The following is a 16,317-nucleotide window of genomic DNA, read 5'->3' as shown; positions in this document are numbered from 1 at the left end:
TGTTAATTTTAACTTATTGATTAAAAAATACTTCTTAAAAACACGGAGTTGAAAAAATTATGCTAATTTTGCCAATAAGCCAAAATGATATATTCTATTGATTTAAAAAATAAGAAAATGGGAGCGGAAGAATCTAAATATAATATAAGCCCAATGAGTAGTTCAGATGACAAAGTATTTGAATTGACACAAAGACCAACACCTTCTGACCGGGAAGTGATTTGGGATAAAACAAAGACCTTGCTTTGTAAAACCGATTCTAAAGGAATTATAATGTATGCCAACGAAGCATTCATTGATGTTTGTGGTTATGATGATTTTGAATTAGTCACCAAAAGCTGCAACATCACCAGACATCCGGATATGCCCAGAGTGATCTTTAAAATCATGTGGGAAATTATTTCTGAAGGAGAACATTTCATCACATTGGTTAAGAATATGGCAAAAACGGGCCGATATTATTGGGTAATTAATGAGATCAATACAGCTACAGATAAAAATGGAGAGTACACCTATACCAGCAGGCAGAATTCTTTATCGGAAGAGAGCAAAGCTTTGAAAAAAGTGATCACATTATATAAAAAACTGCTGCATATTGAACAGGCTAGCGGTGTAGTGGCCAGCGAAAATTATCTGATTGGTTTTCTGGAAGAACGTAATCAAACATTTGTAGAATACATCAGCAGTATTTTGGAATCCAATAATTCAGATGAAAACGAGGTTGGAGAAAATAATGTAGAAGCTACTACAACTTCAAAAGTTATTGAAAAGACTGTCTCTGAAAATTCAGACACGGAAGGTTCCGATATTATTAAGATTAAGAAAAAAGGATTTTTTACAGGTTTCTTTGCCAATGAAGAAGAAAAATAAATCTCGATAAATAATAAAAAAACCTCAGTTTCTTTATAAATTACTTAAAAGAAATTGAGGTTTTATTGCCTTATTATTGGGATTCTCTGCTAAACGAAATAAATTAAAAATTAACTTTTGTATACCATTCCCATATCTTCAATAGAGAACTTATCTGTTAACAAATGCAATAAGTGATCTCTTAAAGCAATATATTCAGGTGTTTTTACGATTTCAATTTTATTTCTGGGTCTTGGCAGTTTTACTTCTACAATTTCGCGGATAGTTGATGCCGGACCATTATTCAAAACCACAATCCTGTCAGATAAAAACAGAGCTTCTTCGATATCATGGGTAATCATCACAATGGTTTTTTCCCTGTTGTTTAAATTCCATAATTTTAAAACCTCCAATTGCATCGAACCTTTTGTTAAAGCATCCAAAGCCCCAAACGGCTCATCCAGAAGCAATACGCCCGGATTGATTGCAAAGGCTCTTGCAATAGCCACACGCTGTTTCATTCCACCGGAAAGTTGTCCCGGTAATTTGTCTTTGTGTTCAAAAAGATTCACCATTTTAAGGTTCTCAATTACAATTTCGTGTTTTTCTTTTTTAGAAATACTCATTACCGAATCCACTGCCTGAAAAATATTTTCTTCAACAGTTAACCAAGGCAAAAGCGAATAGTTTTGAAAAACGATACCGCGGTCCGGTCCTGGCCCTTTTATTTTTTCGCTGGCCAGTTCAACAGAACCTCCCGTTGGTGTTAACATGCCGCCAATTGCATTCATAATAGTCGATTTTCCACAGCCTGAATGTCCTATAATCGATATTATTTCACCTTTTTGAATAGATAAATTAATATCTCTTACTGCTATGTATTTTCCTTTTGGGGTTGGGAATGATATTTCTAAATTTTTTATTTCTAAATAGCTCATGATGTTTTAGTTTTAAATTTTTGAAAAGTTTCAGGTTTCAGGTTAAAACCTTTGCGCTTTGTTTCTTTGAACCTTTGTTCCTTTATCAGGCTTTATAAGCCACTTTGCTCTCAATAAAAGTGAATAATTTGTCGAAAAGAAGTCCCACAATTCCGATGATGATAATAGCTGAGATTACTTTTTCAAGACTTAATGCATTCCAGCTGTCCCAAACAAAGAACCCGATTCCTGCACCTCCTGAAAGCATTTCTCCCGCAACAATTACCAGCCATGCTACGCTAATACTCAAACGCAAACCCGTGATAATATGAGGCAAACTGTAAGGAATCAAAATTTTGGTTAAATAACGCATTTTCGAAAAACCAAAAGCTTTTGCAACATTTTTATGATCCTGCGGAATCGAAGCCACTCCAAAAGAAGTATTGATTAAAGTTGACCACAATGATGTGATGAAAACAATAAAAATGGTTGCCATTCCGGTATCTTTAAAAACTACCAGTCCAATTGGAAACCATGCCAAAGGAGAAACCGGTTTTAAAAGCTGTACAATCGGATAGAAAATTTGTTTGCAGATAGTGCTTGCTCCCATCAGAATCCCAATTGGAATCGCAATTAAGGATCCTAATAAGAATCCGGTTAAAACGGTTTTGATAGAACTGAATAGTTGCAATCCGATTCCTTTGTCATTCGGACCATAATCATAAAACGGATCACTCAGCATTTCTTTTAAAACAGTAAAAGTCGCTAATGGTCCCGGAAGCGCATCTTTGGTGTAAATGCTAAGTAAACTCCAAAAACCTATGAAAACTAAAACTCCAATTCCTGCAAATACAGTTGATTTTAATTTAGTTGCAAATTGACCGATAATCAATTTAAACTTGTCGTTTTTTACCGTATCAGCTGTAATGTTCGAAGTTAAAATTTCGGCCTGACCGGTTATATCACTTAGTGTTAATGTATCTTTATCTGACATGATGATGTAATTTAAAGTTGAAATTATTTTATAAAATAGAAGTTAATTTTGCCACAGATTAAAATGATTCTCTCAGATTAAAGCGCTTTAAGTAGGTTTAAAGAATAATCCTTTAAAATGATTAAATCTGTGGCAGAGAAATTAAACTTGTTGAATTAGTAAGTATTTTATTTTTTGACTACTTTTAAATAGGCTGATGGGTTCGAAGGATCGAAAACCGTTTTGTCCATGGTTAATGAGAAAGGTTTCATATCGTCATTTGGAACTTTTACTTTCATGCTTTTGGCAACCTCTTCATATAAATCCTGCAAAATCAGTTTGTCTGCAATGGCTTTATAATTAGGAGCTTCTTTCAAATATCCAAATCTTACATATTGTGCCATTGCCCAGATTGCATGTGATTTACGAGGATAATTTACCATTCCGCCTTTGTAAAATAACATATAATCTTTAGCATAAACCTGAGTTCCCTGATTACAACCTAAGTCGTAATTACCCATTAATCTGTTTTCTATAACATCTGCAGGAGCATTTACATAAGGTGCTTTTCCTATTATTCCTGCTGCTTTTTTACGATTGGCAGGATTATCTAACCAGATGCAGGCTTCTAAAACAGCTTTCATTACTTTTACTAAATCAGTTCTGCGTTTTTCACTGAATTCTTTATTCACAACTAATGCTTTTTCAGGATGATCTTTCCAAATGTCCTGTGAAGCCACTTGAGTAAAACCAATTCCCTGTTTTACCGCTACTCCACCCCATGGCTCTCCAACGCAGTATCCATCCATGTTGCCCACTTTCATATTTGCAACCATTTGCGGAGGCGGAATCGTAATGATTTTTGATGTTTTTTGGTTCACTCCGGCAATTGCCATCCAGTTACGCAGCCATAAATCGTGCGTTCCTCCAGGAAAAGTCATCGCAAAAGTTACTTCTTTCTCTGCTTTTAATTTTGCTGCTACAACCGGTGCTACTTTGTTCATTTGCTTAAAGCCCACTTTTCCACAAAAATCTTTTGAAAGTGTAATAGCCTGGCCATTTACATTTAACATCATAGCAATTTTCATTTCAGAACCTGCTTTTCCTCCTACCCCTGTATAAACCGAAAATGGCATAGAATACAGACAGTGCGCTCCGTCTAATTCTCCGGTTAAAATTTTATCACGAACATTTGCCCATGACGATTCTTTGGTAACTACGACTTCAACGCCGTATTTTTTGAACAATCCCAATTCTTTAGCCATGACGATTGGCGAACAATCTGTCAGCGGAATAAATCCTAGTTTTACCGGATCATTCTGAGCCGTTACTTCTGTAAAGGAAGCTATCATGACTATTACTAAAGTCAGTATAATTTTTGTGAGTGTGTTTATTTTTTTCATTTTAAATAGATTTAAAAGTTATTTAGAATTTATTTTTTGGCTAAAAAATTTGGTTTGATGTTTAGCATTACATAAGCAAATTGTGGATTCAAATCGGGATTGGCAACATTTTTAACTGCTGCAGAAGCCATAGAATTTGTTGCTTTCAGGAAAGAATAACCTGCTTCAAAATTGATGATTTTGGTAAGATTGTATTTTACTGTTAAATCAACTTCGGTACCCAGATAAGAGTTCAATGTTCCTCCGGCACCATTCGATAATTTGTTTGCCGATTCAAAACCATGTACATCTAAAAAGAAACTCAGATTGTCTTTCGCATTGTATTTAATTTTAAAGAAATAATTCAGCAAACCTTGTTTTCCAAAGCCATTAGCTGCATAAAAATAATCCATGCTTCCCCAGAATTTATGCGGCGTTCCGTACAAAGGGTCAAAACGATTGTTGTCAGAAGTAGCAGTTACCGCTTTTGTTCCGTCATCACCGGATAAATAATCAACACCCGGGCCTACAAAAAGTTTTCTTCCAATTTGATACGTTGATGTGATAGAAGCCATGTTTGCACTTAAAGATCTTCCATCCTTATCATGACCGCCCTGATGATAGAAACTTCCCATAAAATTTAATTTTCGGGTTGCATTTACATTATAGTAAATACCGGTAGTATTTCTGCTCCAAACACCTTCGCCATTTACTTTTACAGTTACAGGAGGTGTTCCTGAGGTTACATTGGTGTATTTATTGAAATCATCTTTAAAGAACAGGAAAGACAAATCACCAAAGAAGAATTTCTTACCTATGTATGCATATTGAAATGATTTGTACATCGTTCCGATTCCGTTTGTTCCTGCGCCATAAGCAGGGTTTGTTCCGTTATAGATTGTGCCGGTATTCAGCTCTTTATTTTGATTGAAAGCTGCTCCAACATCTGCAATCCATCCTTTGTTTGCGTATTTGAAGACAATTGCATCGTGACGTCTTCCTTGTTGCAACCAGTCTAAGCTTCCTAAAACTTTCTGATCGTCATAAGCAATTTCCTGACGTCCTGCTTTAATACTTAAGTTTTGAATAGTACTTAAAGTATCTACTAATGAAATTTCTGCCCAGGCTTCGTGAAGTAAAATACCGTTGTTCGCCTCAGTGGTTGTTCTGTTAATTGAAGAAGCATCCTGACCCCAAACCCGAACATCTTGTAATGAAGTATAAATTTTAAAACGATATCCTGTATATCCTGCAGATAATCTTGTTCTCTGACTTGTAAAAATAGATGCTTTATCGCCATTTTGCTGTAATGTTCCTTGTCCTGCACGTACTTCTACACGGTCTCTTAACTGACCTGTAAATGTAAATTGTGCTTTTGCTTCGTATTGAGAAAGACATGTAATGGCAAATCCTAATAAAATTGATTTGGAAAGTTTCAGGTTAAAAAAACTTTCTTTTTTTGCGTTTTGGCTGGTTAGTTTCTTATTGGTTAAGTGTAACATAGTAATTTGTTTTGATTAGTATGAAGCAAACTTACATACGTATTAATACTTAAGTATTGTGCTTTTTCCATATTAAAACATTTTTTTTCAACTAAAAAAAACGTTTCAAAATCAATTTATTTACTGCGTTATCGCATAAATTTTAAAATAACCAAGATGCACTAAGGGATCAAGATGACTGATTTTAGCATCAGAATCGTGTTTTAAAGAAAAATATAGTCTTGAATAAATGAAAATAAGCCCTTTTAAGACATTTTTTTAGTATATAAAGCTAAATAAACTTAAAAATATACGTAGAATAATTTCTAAGTGTGTATAAAGAATACTTAATAAGTGTCCAATAAGTAGAATTAATGTAGATAATAATGAAGTGTATCTTTAAAAATACTTATGCTCCATTATTTCAGATTGCAGTTTGGAAGGAGACAATAAGCCAATTCTTTTTCCAACAGTTTTGATCAGGGCTTCTTTTTTAAGACTTGAAATCACTCTAATAGCCTGCTCTTCGGTAGTTCCGGCGAAGTCAGCGATTTCTTTACGGGAAAGTTCGATTTCTATCAGGCCATTGGTTTGGCCAAATTTTTTGTGAATGTATAAGAGTAAATCAATTACACGTTCCCGTACATTCATGTGAGCAATTTTTCGAATGTTATTTTCGCTTTTGTTTAATTCATCGGCATAAAACAACATTAAGTCATAGGTAAACTCAGGAACATTCCGAAGTATTTCCATCATCGTTTCATTACTGAAATTGCACAAAACAGTGTCTTCCAGAGCGTATGCACCAATCAGATATCGCTTACTGGTTCCAAAACCACGAAAACCTACTGTATCGCCATTCTTGGTTAAGCGTACAATTTGCTCACGTCCATTGATACCGGTTTTAACCGTTTTTACTTTTCCTTTACAGATAAAATAAAGTCCCTGAATAGGAGCGCCTTCAATAATAAACTGATGCGATTTTTTGCAAACGAAACTATGTTTTTTCGCAACATATTGTTTCATCTGCTCTAAATGGATGTGCTTTTTGATGAAACAGTTTTCGTTTGTACAAGTATCACAAATGGCCAATTCTTCTTTCATACGATAGCTTTTTATTGATTTACTACTCAGCCATAGTAATTAGTGAAAGTGATTAGCTTAACTGACTAAATCTGTGTTTCAGACTAATTACTAGTAACTATTTACTTGTTTTGCTGTACGATTTCTGCTTCTTATTTATTTTGATTCAAAAATAGAAAAATAAATTGATAAAATAAGTATTTATACGTAAAAATACTTATTTTTGTGTAGCTTTACATAAGTGCTTTATCTGAAGGCTTATTAAAGACAACAATTATAGTATTTAAAAACAACCAGGATGCAAAACACAAAAATCAAAACTACCTGTTCCTATTGTGGCGTTGGCTGCGGAATCATCGTTACAAATGATCCGAAAAGTGGTGTAATGGTTGAAGGAGACAAAGATCATCCGGTAAATAAAGGAATGTTGTGTTCTAAAGGAAGAAACTTACATTATGTTGTAAATGATACTTCAGACAGGATTTTGTATCCACAAATGCGCGGAAGCAAATCGTATCCTTTAGAGCGTGTAAGCTGGGATACTGCAATTGATCGTGCTGCAGCTGTTTTTTCTTCTATCATAAAAAAACACGGTCCGGATAGTGTTGGTTTTTATATTTCAGGCCAGTGTTTAACTGAAGAATATTATTTAGTAAATAAGTTAGTAAAAGGTTTTTTAAAGACTAATAATATAGATACCAATTCCAGACTTTGTATGAGTTCTGCCGTAGTTGGGTATAAGAAAACATTTGGTGAAGATTCAGTTCCAATTGCTTACGATGATATTGAACTGGCTGATACATTTTTAATTACAGGTGCAAATCCTGCCTGGTGTCATCCTATTTTATTTAGAAGACTGGAAAAACACAAAGAAAACAATCCGAAAGTAAAAATTATTGTAGTTGATCCAAGAAGAACCGATACAGCTGCTTTTGCCGATTTACATTTGCAGATTATTCCCGGTTCTGATATTATTTTATATCATGCGATGGCAAAACGTATCATCGAAAAAGGATATGTAGATCACGATTTTGTAAAAAATCATGCCGAAAATTTTAAACAATATAAAGATTTAGTTTTAGGAACTTCACTGGAAAAAGCCTCAAAATTATGTGGAATTTCAGTAAACGACATTAAACTTGCCGCTGATACCATCGGAAAAGCAAAAGGTTTTATCTCGTTATGGGCAATGGGATTAAATCAAAGTGCAGTTGGGGTAGATAAAAATACCGCTTTACTGAATTTATCACTTTTAACAGGTCAGGTTGGTAAACCAGGTTCAGGCCCTTTTTCGCTGACAGGACAGCCTAATGCAATGGGCGGAAGAGAAGTGGGTGGAATGGCAACTTTGCTTGCAGCCCACAAAGACATTGCAAATCCGGAACACAGAAAAGAAGTAGCCGATTTTTGGGGCGTTGACTCTATATCAGATAAACCGGGTTTAACCGCAACCGAAATGTTCGAAGCATTGGAATCAGGTAAAATGAAAGCAGTTTGGATAATCTGCACCAATCCGTTAGTAAGTTTACCTGATTCCCGTCGTGTCGAAAAAGCATTGCAAAATGCCAAATTTGTCGTGGTTCAGGACATTTCGCATAATGCAGATACGGCCAAATATGCCGATTTATTATTGCCTGCAGCTGGCTGGCTGGAAAAAGACGGCACAATGACCAACTCTGAGCGCCGAATTTCATATTTACCAAAAGGAATAAATGCCCCGGGTGAGGCGCTTCCGGATATAGAAATTCTAATTCGTTTTGCTAAAAAAATGAACTTTAATGGTTTCAATTTTAATAATGCCGAAGAAGTTTACAAAGAGCATTGTGCGCTGACCAAAAATACCAATATTGATATTTCATTTTTAAATTATCACCGGTTAAAAACAGAAGGTACTTTTCAATGGCCGGTTCCGGATTACGGACATCCCGGAACACCGCGTCTTTTTACCGATAAAAAATTCTATACGCCATCGCAAAAGGCGATTTTTAATCTGCCAACCTCTATTGAAAATACGTCTGAACTGCCAACACCTCAATTTCCATTTATTTTGACTACAGGAAGGGTTCGCGATCAATGGCATACGATGACAAAAACCGGAAAAGTATCACGATTAATGACGCATACGCCAAGTCCTGTTCTTGAAATTAATCCAATTGATGCTTTTAAGACAGATATCAAAGATGGTGATATCGTTACTGTAACCAGCAAAAATGGAGAGGTTCGTGTAAAAGCAAAAGTTACCGATTCAATCAGGGAAAAAGTGGTTTTTCTGCCAATGCATTGGGGAAAACAACTTGAAAATGATTTGAACAGAACCAATAATTTAACCAACACATTGGTTGACCCCGTTTCAAAAGAACCTGATTTTAAATACACTACGGTTTCGATTACGAAATACATAAAACCTTTTAAGAAAATCGCGATTGTGGGAGCTGGTGCTGCGGCTTTCCGCTTCATTCAAAATTATCGTGAATTCAATTCTACAGATGAAATTATCGTTTTTTCAAATGAAATAAATCCGTTTTACAATCGTGTATTGCTCCCTGAATATATGACAGGCGAATTTACCTGGCAGCAATTATTAAAGGTTAAGGACGGAGAAGCATTAAATAAATTGAAAATTACCATGAACGCCGGTATTGCCGTTGGTAAAATAAATGCTTCCGAAAAAACAATTATTGACAGTAACGGAGACAGACATTCTTACGATTCATTGATTTTAGCTACAGGAAGCCGCCCTTTTGTACCTGAAAATGCACAATTACATTTACCGGGGCGCTTTACTGTGAGACGAAAAGAGGATGCCGATCGTTTAAAAGCACACCTTGACAACACCAATTTACCTCCTGAAGAACAGCATGTTGTAATCGTAGGTGGAGGTTTGTTAGGACTCGAACTCGCAGCGGCACTAAAACATAAAAAAGTAAAAACTACTATCATACAGAGGGCTTCCCGATTGATGGAACGCCAACTGGACCGAATTTCAAGCAAATTACTTGCCGAAGAAGTACAGCTTCGTGATATCCAGATTTATTTTGATAACGAGGTAAGTACTGTTTTTGAAACTGATAACGAAAACGAACTTGAAATCGCTTTAAAAAGTGGACGAATCCTAACCGCAAATGCAATTGTTTATACCATCGGAACTATTCCGAATATAGAAATTGCGAGAGAAACCGGGATTGCATGTGGCCGAGGGGTAAAAGTAAACCAATATTTACAGTCTTCAAATCCGGATATTTATGCCATTGGAGAAATAGCCGAATTTAATAACAGGCTATTCGGAATCACATCTGCAGCAGAAGAACAGGCCGATATTCTGGCTAACTTTTTAGCGGGAGATATCAGCAGTTACTACAAAGGTTCAGTTTTAATGAACATCCTGAAACTGGAAGATATTAATTTGTGCAGTATCGGAGAAGTAGAAATTCCGGAAAATGATGATTCGTACGAAGAAATTGTTTTTTCTGATTTGAAACAGCGTTACTATAAAAAATGTATCGTTAAAAATGACTTATTGGTAGGTGCTATTTTAATGGGTGACAAAAACGAGTTTGCCGAGTTTAAAACCATGATTGAAAGCAAAATCGAATTGTCTGAGAAACGAAATTTATTACTTAGAGGAAGTTCGAACGCCAAACCTGTTCTCGGAAAACTAGTTTGTTCCTGCAGTCAGGTTGGAGCCGGAAACATTGAAGAAACCATTAAAAGCGGTGTAAATAATTTTACAGATTTATGTAAAAATACAGGAGCCGGATTAGGATGCGGAAGCTGTAAAACAGAAGTTAAAGAGATTTTAGCAAAGTGTAAGGTTTAAAAATTTTGTTTCAAGTTAACCGCATCGAGCATAACTTGAAACCTGAAACCTGAAACAAATAAAACTAAAGAGATATGGAATTAACGAGATTAATAGTAAAGGGAGGCGTTATTTCGCCGGGAGAACTCAGAGAAGTTGTTAATATGGCAATGGATCAGGGTTTGGATTCAATTTCATTTGGTTCAAGACAGGATATTATTTTTCCAAAAGGTTTTAAAGCTTTGGATAAAGAAAAAATGGGGAAACATCATTTTGTATTTCCTGACGAAAAGAGCGGTAACAATATCGTTTCCTCTTATGTTTCTACAGATATTTTTAGAAATACCAACTGGCTTACAGGAAATAAGTTTTTATATATTTTAGAACAGTTTAAAGATCAGCCTAAGCTTAAAGTGAACATCAACGACCCTAAGCAACAGCTGGTTCCGTTGTTTACAGGACACCTTAATTTCATTGCTTCGGAGCATGAAGATTACTGGTATCTCTATATTCGTTTGCCAAAGTGGCAACGTATGGAAGTCTATCCTGTATTGATTTACAGCTGGGATATTGCAACATTTTACTATGAAATTGAGCGCATTGTTACCACTGAAGAATCCTGCGGAATCGACATCATTTTTAGCTTGGTTACCGAAGCTTTGGATACCAATAACAGAACAATTGACAAACCGCTGAATGTTCCGTTTTACCCTTTTCCGTATTATGAAGGCATGAACCGAATGGGCATTGACCAATATTGGCTTGGCTTGTACTGGAGAAATAATCTTTACGATTTGGATTTCCTAAAAGAAATGTGCGATTTATGTTTTGATTGTAAAATCGGTAAAATATGCATCACACCCTGGAAATCATTTATTGTAAAAGGGATTCCGAAAGACCGAAAACTGGAATGGGAAAAATTTTTAGGAAAAAAAGGAATCAATGTGCGTCATTCCCTTTTAGAACTGAACTGGCATTTACCAGTGGCAATGGAATGGGCCTTGAACCTGAAAACATTTTTGGTTCGTACGCTCGATCAGTTTGATATCAGTACCTACGGATTAAATTTCGGAATATCTGAATACAATCGTGACGGACATTATTTTACTTCGATTGTAGTTGAAAAAAATGATTTACCCAAAGATCTGGAGTCGATTAAGATTCGTGATACTTACAATGTGTTGTATGCGAAGAATTTTGATCCGAATACACGAGAATATATTGTACATTCACAAGATATAGACAAACTGGAGCTGCCAACAATTTTGATTGAATTAAGCCGAAAATATTTTGAAGAACTAGGAAATTCAATTCCTGAAACAGTCGAAAAAAATCAGAAAAAAGAAAAACCACAATTGGATATTTACCAATGTCAGGAATGCCTTTCGCTTTATAATCCTGAATATGGCGATGCAAATCAGAATATTCCAAAAGGTATTTTATTCACTGATTTAGCCGAAACCTATTGCTGCTCCTTATGCGAAGCACCAAAAAGCAACTTTAAAATTTTAGAAACCGTTACTGCTTAAAATATTTTTTGAACCATATAAGTTATATTAAGTTCATTTAACCTTGTGGTTTAGTTTTACAATTATCACCCTGAGCGGAGTCGAAGGCTTATGAAAACGAGGGCTTCGACTCTGCTCAGCCTGACATTTATAAGTGATATAACAAAATATATGTTTTTAGTTCTCTGTCACATTGAGCGAAGTCGAAATGCTTTTGTGAAAACAGAGAATAAGTCAAACTTTAAATAAACTTATATAACTTATATGGTTTAATTTTTTAATTCCCGAAAAGCTGTTGGAGAAACTCCCGTTTGTTTTTTGAAAACCCTTGAAAAATAAGAGTAATCATCATAGCCAATAGCCGATGCAACTTCGTTTACAGCCAGTTGTTTATCTGTCAGCATTCGTTTGACTTCAAGAATTACTCTGTCCATAATCACTTCTGTAGCCGTTTTTTGCAATATTTCATTACAGATTCTGTTCAGATGCTTCAATGTAATATTTAATTTTTCAGCATAAAAAGAAGGTAATTTTTCTTTTTTAAAATGCTGTTCTAAAAGTTTTTCAAAGGCGTTTATTTTAACATTATACGAATGCGCCTGATGTGAATAAGTTTCGCTGTATTTTCGTGAAATTTCAATATGAATGCAATCCAGTAAATTCAGCATTTTATCCAGCTGGAAATTATTATGCTGACTATTTTCTTCAATCAAAAGATTGAAATAAGGCAAAATTTTAGGTGTTTCACTGTCTTCAAAAAGCATTTCCGGACGGTTGTGAATCGAATGATAAAAGTTGTAATTATTGATGTTTTTCTGTCCGAAATATAAATTATAAAGTTCCTGCGAAAATATAATCACAAAGCCTTCAATATCATCCGACAAACTCCAATGATGCATTTGCCCGGGCTGCAAGACAAATAAACTGCCTTTCTTAATTTCAAAACGGTCAAAATCAATTTCATGTATTCCTGAGCCATCCGTAAAAAACACCATCAGATACGAATCATGGCGGTGCGGTTCTTCTACAAAGCTGTGACTTTTTAAATGCTCCTTAAACGTATTCACATAAAATTCACGATGAATATCATTACAGCTAAAATTTTCCACACTATAAACCGGATATTTTTTCATGATAAAATGTCTTTATTGTGCTACAATCAGCGAAGATATAAAAAAGGTTTTGAAAGAATCTGATTTACCTTTGTATAAATATAAAACAACAATATCATGTCTAATGCATTAACTCATATTTTAAGCAACGAATGTCCGGTTTGTCATAAAGGAAAAGTTTTTAAAGACAAGAATATTTTCCTGAATTTTGGCTTCCCGAAAATGAATGAAACCTGCAGTCATTGTCATTATAAATTTCAAAAAGAACCCGGTTTTTTCTTTGGCGCTATGTATGTAAATTATGGCCTGACAGTAGCTCAGGGAATTGCAACGTATTGTATCGCTCAGTTTTTCTTTGAAAATACGTTCGATTTAAGAATTATACCGATTATTGCCGTTGTCATTATCCTGCTTACTTCTTTTAATCTCCGATTCTCAAGATTAGCATGGATTTACATGTTTAAGGATTATACGAGCTAAAAAATTGCTATTTTTGCCTTTCAATTGAAACTAATTTTCAATTTCAAAAAAAACAAAAAAATAAATTAGACAAATGAAAGCATACGTATTTCCGGGTCAGGGCGCACAATTTACAGGAATGGGCAAAGACTTATATGAAAATTCGCCATTAGCAAAAGAATTATTCGAAAAAGCGAATGAGATTTTAGGTTTCAGAATTACAGATATCATGTTCGAAGGCACTGCCGAAGAACTAAAAGAAACAAAAGTAACACAGCCGGCTGTTTTTTTACACTCGGTTATTCTGGCAAAAACTTTAGGTGATGATTTCAAACCTGAAATGGTAGCCGGACACTCTTTAGGAGAATTTTCAGCATTGGTTGCCAACGGAGCTTTATCTTTTGAAGATGGTTTAAAATTAGTTTCACAGCGTGCTTTGGCGATGCAAAAAGCCTGCGAAATCACACCTTCAACAATGGCAGCAGTTTTAGGACTTGCGGATAATATTGTAGAAGAAGTTTGTGCTTCTATCGAAGGAGTTGTGGTTGCTGCAAATTACAACTGTCCAGGACAATTGGTAATTTCTGGAGAAACTTCAGCGGTTGAAAAAGCATGCGAAGCGATGAAAGCTGCAGGAGCAAAACGTGCTTTGATTTTACCTGTTGGAGGCGCTTTTCACTCGCCTATGATGGAACCTGCAAGAGAAGAACTGGCAGCAGCTATTGAAGCGACTACTTTTTCAGCTCCAATTTGTCCGGTGTACCAAAACGTAACGGCAAATGCTGTTTCTGATGCTGACGAAATCAAAAAGAACTTAATTATTCAGTTAACTGCTGCTGTAAAATGGACACAGTCTGTACAGCAAATGATTGCTGACGGTGCTACTTTGTTCACAGAAGTTGGGCCTGGAAAAGTATTAGCCGGTTTAATCAACAAAATTGATAAAGAAGCTGCTACGGCGAATGCTTAAAATTTAGTTTTAAATAATAAAAGAAACCCTTCTTAAACAAAAGTTCAGGAAGGGTTTCTTATTTAAATTCTTTTGATTATGAAAAAGAATAAATAATAATTAAGCCTGTTTAGCAAATTGCAATTCAATGTTTAGTTTCACTTCTTCGCCAACCAAAACGCCACCGGTTTCAAGAGCAGAGTTCCAGTTTAGGCCCCAGTCTTTACGGTTGATTTTTCCTTCAATACTCAAACCAACTTTAGTATTTCCCCATGGATCAGTCAGGATTCCGCTGAATTCTACTGGAAAAGTTACTGTTTTTGCTACACCTCTGATGTTTAAATCTCCAGTGATTTCATACTTTTCATCATTGATTTTTTTGAATGAAGAAGCTTTGAAAGTTAATTTTGGATGATTTTCAGCATCAAAAAAATCACCGCTTTTTAAGTGATTATCCCTGTCAGCATTGGCAGTATCGATAGAAGCGATATCTCCTGAAAATTCAATTGCTGCATTTTCGAAATCATCCCCTTCTGTAGTGATTGTTGCATCGTAAGTTCCAAATTTTCCTGAAACATTTGTAAACATCATGTGTTTTACTTTAAAACCAATTTCTGAGTGAGTTGGGTCAATTGACCATTTTGTAGTTGCCATAATTTTATTTTTTAAATATTAATTTCATTTTGATAAGACAAAGTTACGGTGACAGTAGCCCTAAAGCACTTAACCTAGATTAAGAAATAAAATCTGATTTTTAGGCTGTACAGACCAGAACTAAGCCTATTTATAAAGTTAACCTTTCTTTTTTAGTTTTTCAAGAAAGTAAAAAAAGAAACGATAACAATCTGATTAACAGATTCATTATCGTTTCACGGTACAGGTATTATTTTTTTCTTACTGAATTAATAATTCATCGGAATGTCCATCAATAAAAATTCAGCATCTGTATTTGCTATTATGTTTAAAGTGTCAGTTCCTGAAATCCCAACAGCATCACGGGTATTTAATTCCTGACCGTTGATGGTTACGTTTCCTTTTAGGATGAAAGTATAAACGCCGTTTCCTTCTTTTTTGATTTTATATTCGGTTGAAGTTCCAGCGTCAAAATTACCCATGTTAAACCAGGCATCCTGATGAATCCAAACTCCCTCGTCATCTGCATTTGGAGACAAAATCTGAGACAATTTATTGTGTCTGTCTGCAACATTCAAAGTAATTTGCTGATAACGCGGCTCTACATTCCTTTTGTTTGGAAACAGCCAGATTTGCAACAATTTAGTCTGCTGATCTGCATTCGGGTTAAACTCACTATGCTGAATTCCGGTTCCGGCGCTCATTACCTGAACATCGCCATTTTTAATAATTTCAGTATTTCCCATACTGTCTTTGTGAGCTAAATCTCCTTCAAGCGGAATGGTAATAATTTCCATATTATCATGTGGATGCGTTCCAAATCCCATTCCTCCTGCAATCGTGTCATCGTTCAAAACACGAAGAGCTCCAAACTGAATTCTGTCCGGATTGTACCAGCTTGCAAAACTAAAGCTGTGATAAGCGTTCAACCATCCGTGATTTGCATTTCCTCTTGTTTCTGCTTTGTGCAATACTATATTTTCCATGATTTTGTGTATTTGTTATTTTTATAGTACAAAGATACCATCAACATACACGAAAAGCACTTAATGTAGATTAAGAAAGGTTTTAAGGTTTAAATTATGGTGTTTTAGGAGCAATAATTTTAGTTTTCAAAACACCTTTAGTGCTGCTATCCGCTATATCTATTACTGCGAACACCGCAGCAATAGGAT

At 35.2% G+C, this 16,317-nt stretch carries 13 protein-coding genes; 5 read left to right on the top strand and 8 right to left on the bottom strand.

Annotated elements, in window-relative coordinates; all coding sequences use genetic code 11:
• The first annotated feature begins 117 nt into the window (after positions 1-117).
• Positions 118-870: a PAS domain-containing protein gene (locus DMB68_RS22530; RefSeq protein ID WP_231131724.1), complete on the top strand. Its 753-nt coding sequence runs from the start codon at positions 118-120 to the stop codon at positions 868-870.
• Positions 871-980: 110 nt separating this feature from the next.
• On the opposite strand, the gene DMB68_RS22525 is transcribed toward DMB68_RS22530, so the two are convergent.
• The 5 genes from DMB68_RS22525 to DMB68_RS22505 form a co-directional block, all read right to left on the bottom strand.
• Entirely contained in the window at positions 981-1,787 is an 807-nt protein-coding gene (locus tag DMB68_RS22525) for an ABC transporter ATP-binding protein (protein WP_110348886.1), read from the bottom strand.
• Between the two features lie 85 nt (positions 1,788-1,872).
• The gene (gene ntrB, locus DMB68_RS22520; RefSeq protein ID WP_110348885.1) at positions 1,873-2,760 is read right to left on the bottom strand and encodes a nitrate ABC transporter permease; all 888 of its coding nucleotides are present in this window, start codon (positions 2,758-2,760) and stop codon (positions 1,873-1,875) included.
• A 167-nt stretch (positions 2,761-2,927) separates the two neighbouring features.
• Complete coding sequence (locus DMB68_RS22515; protein WP_110348884.1) at positions 2,928-4,142, bottom strand: CmpA/NrtA family ABC transporter substrate-binding protein; 1,215 nt, start codon at positions 4,140-4,142, stop codon at positions 2,928-2,930.
• A gap of 29 nt (positions 4,143-4,171) precedes the next feature.
• Positions 4,172-5,623, bottom strand: a complete 1,452-nt coding sequence (locus DMB68_RS22510; protein ID WP_110348883.1) for an alginate export family protein — start codon at positions 5,621-5,623, stop codon at positions 4,172-4,174.
• 378 nt (positions 5,624-6,001) lie between these two features.
• Complete coding sequence (locus DMB68_RS22505; protein WP_110348882.1) at positions 6,002-6,706, bottom strand: Crp/Fnr family transcriptional regulator; 705 nt, start codon at positions 6,704-6,706, stop codon at positions 6,002-6,004.
• Between the two features lie 277 nt (positions 6,707-6,983).
• On the opposite strand from DMB68_RS22505, the gene DMB68_RS22500 reads away from it, so the two are divergent.
• Positions 6,984-10,502, top strand: a complete 3,519-nt coding sequence (locus DMB68_RS22500; RefSeq protein ID WP_110348881.1) for a nitrate reductase — start codon at positions 6,984-6,986, stop codon at positions 10,500-10,502.
• Between the two features lie 74 nt (positions 10,503-10,576).
• A complete protein-coding gene (locus DMB68_RS22495; protein WP_110348880.1) occupies positions 10,577-12,010 on the top strand; it encodes a rubredoxin in 1,434 nt (477 codons plus the stop codon).
• A 248-nt stretch (positions 12,011-12,258) separates the two neighbouring features.
• Here DMB68_RS22495 and DMB68_RS22490 read toward each other — a convergent pair whose 3' ends face one another.
• Positions 12,259-13,122, bottom strand: coding sequence for an AraC family transcriptional regulator (locus tag DMB68_RS22490; RefSeq protein WP_110348879.1), 864 nt, complete (start codon positions 13,120-13,122; stop codon positions 12,259-12,261).
• Positions 13,123-13,218: 96 nt separating this feature from the next.
• On the opposite strand from DMB68_RS22490, the gene DMB68_RS22485 reads away from it, so the two are divergent.
• Together DMB68_RS22485 and fabD are read left to right on the top strand one after the other, a co-directional pair.
• Positions 13,219-13,581 (top strand): DUF983 domain-containing protein, encoded by a 363-nt coding sequence (locus DMB68_RS22485; protein WP_110348878.1) that lies wholly within the window; start codon positions 13,219-13,221, stop codon positions 13,579-13,581.
• Between the two features lie 73 nt (positions 13,582-13,654).
• On the top strand, positions 13,655-14,530 hold the full coding sequence (fabD, locus tag DMB68_RS22480; protein WP_110348877.1) for an ACP S-malonyltransferase: 876 nt from the start codon (positions 13,655-13,657) through the stop codon (positions 14,528-14,530).
• 99 nt (positions 14,531-14,629) lie between these two features.
• Here the strand turns inward: fabD and DMB68_RS22475 are convergent, their stop codons facing one another.
• On the bottom strand, positions 14,630-15,163 hold the full coding sequence (locus DMB68_RS22475) for a YceI family protein (RefSeq protein WP_110348876.1): 534 nt from the start codon (positions 15,161-15,163) through the stop codon (positions 14,630-14,632).
• 248 nt (positions 15,164-15,411) lie between these two features.
• Complete coding sequence (locus tag DMB68_RS22470; protein WP_110348875.1) at positions 15,412-16,128, bottom strand: pirin family protein; 717 nt, start codon at positions 16,126-16,128, stop codon at positions 15,412-15,414.
• Positions 16,129-16,317 lie beyond the last annotated feature (189 nt).

This window comes from Flavobacterium hydrophilum, assembly GCF_003202405.1.
In the GTDB taxonomy this organism is placed as follows: domain Bacteria; phylum Bacteroidota; class Bacteroidia; order Flavobacteriales; family Flavobacteriaceae; genus Flavobacterium; species Flavobacterium hydrophilum.
This window is presented reverse-complemented; position numbering and strand designations above follow the sequence as displayed.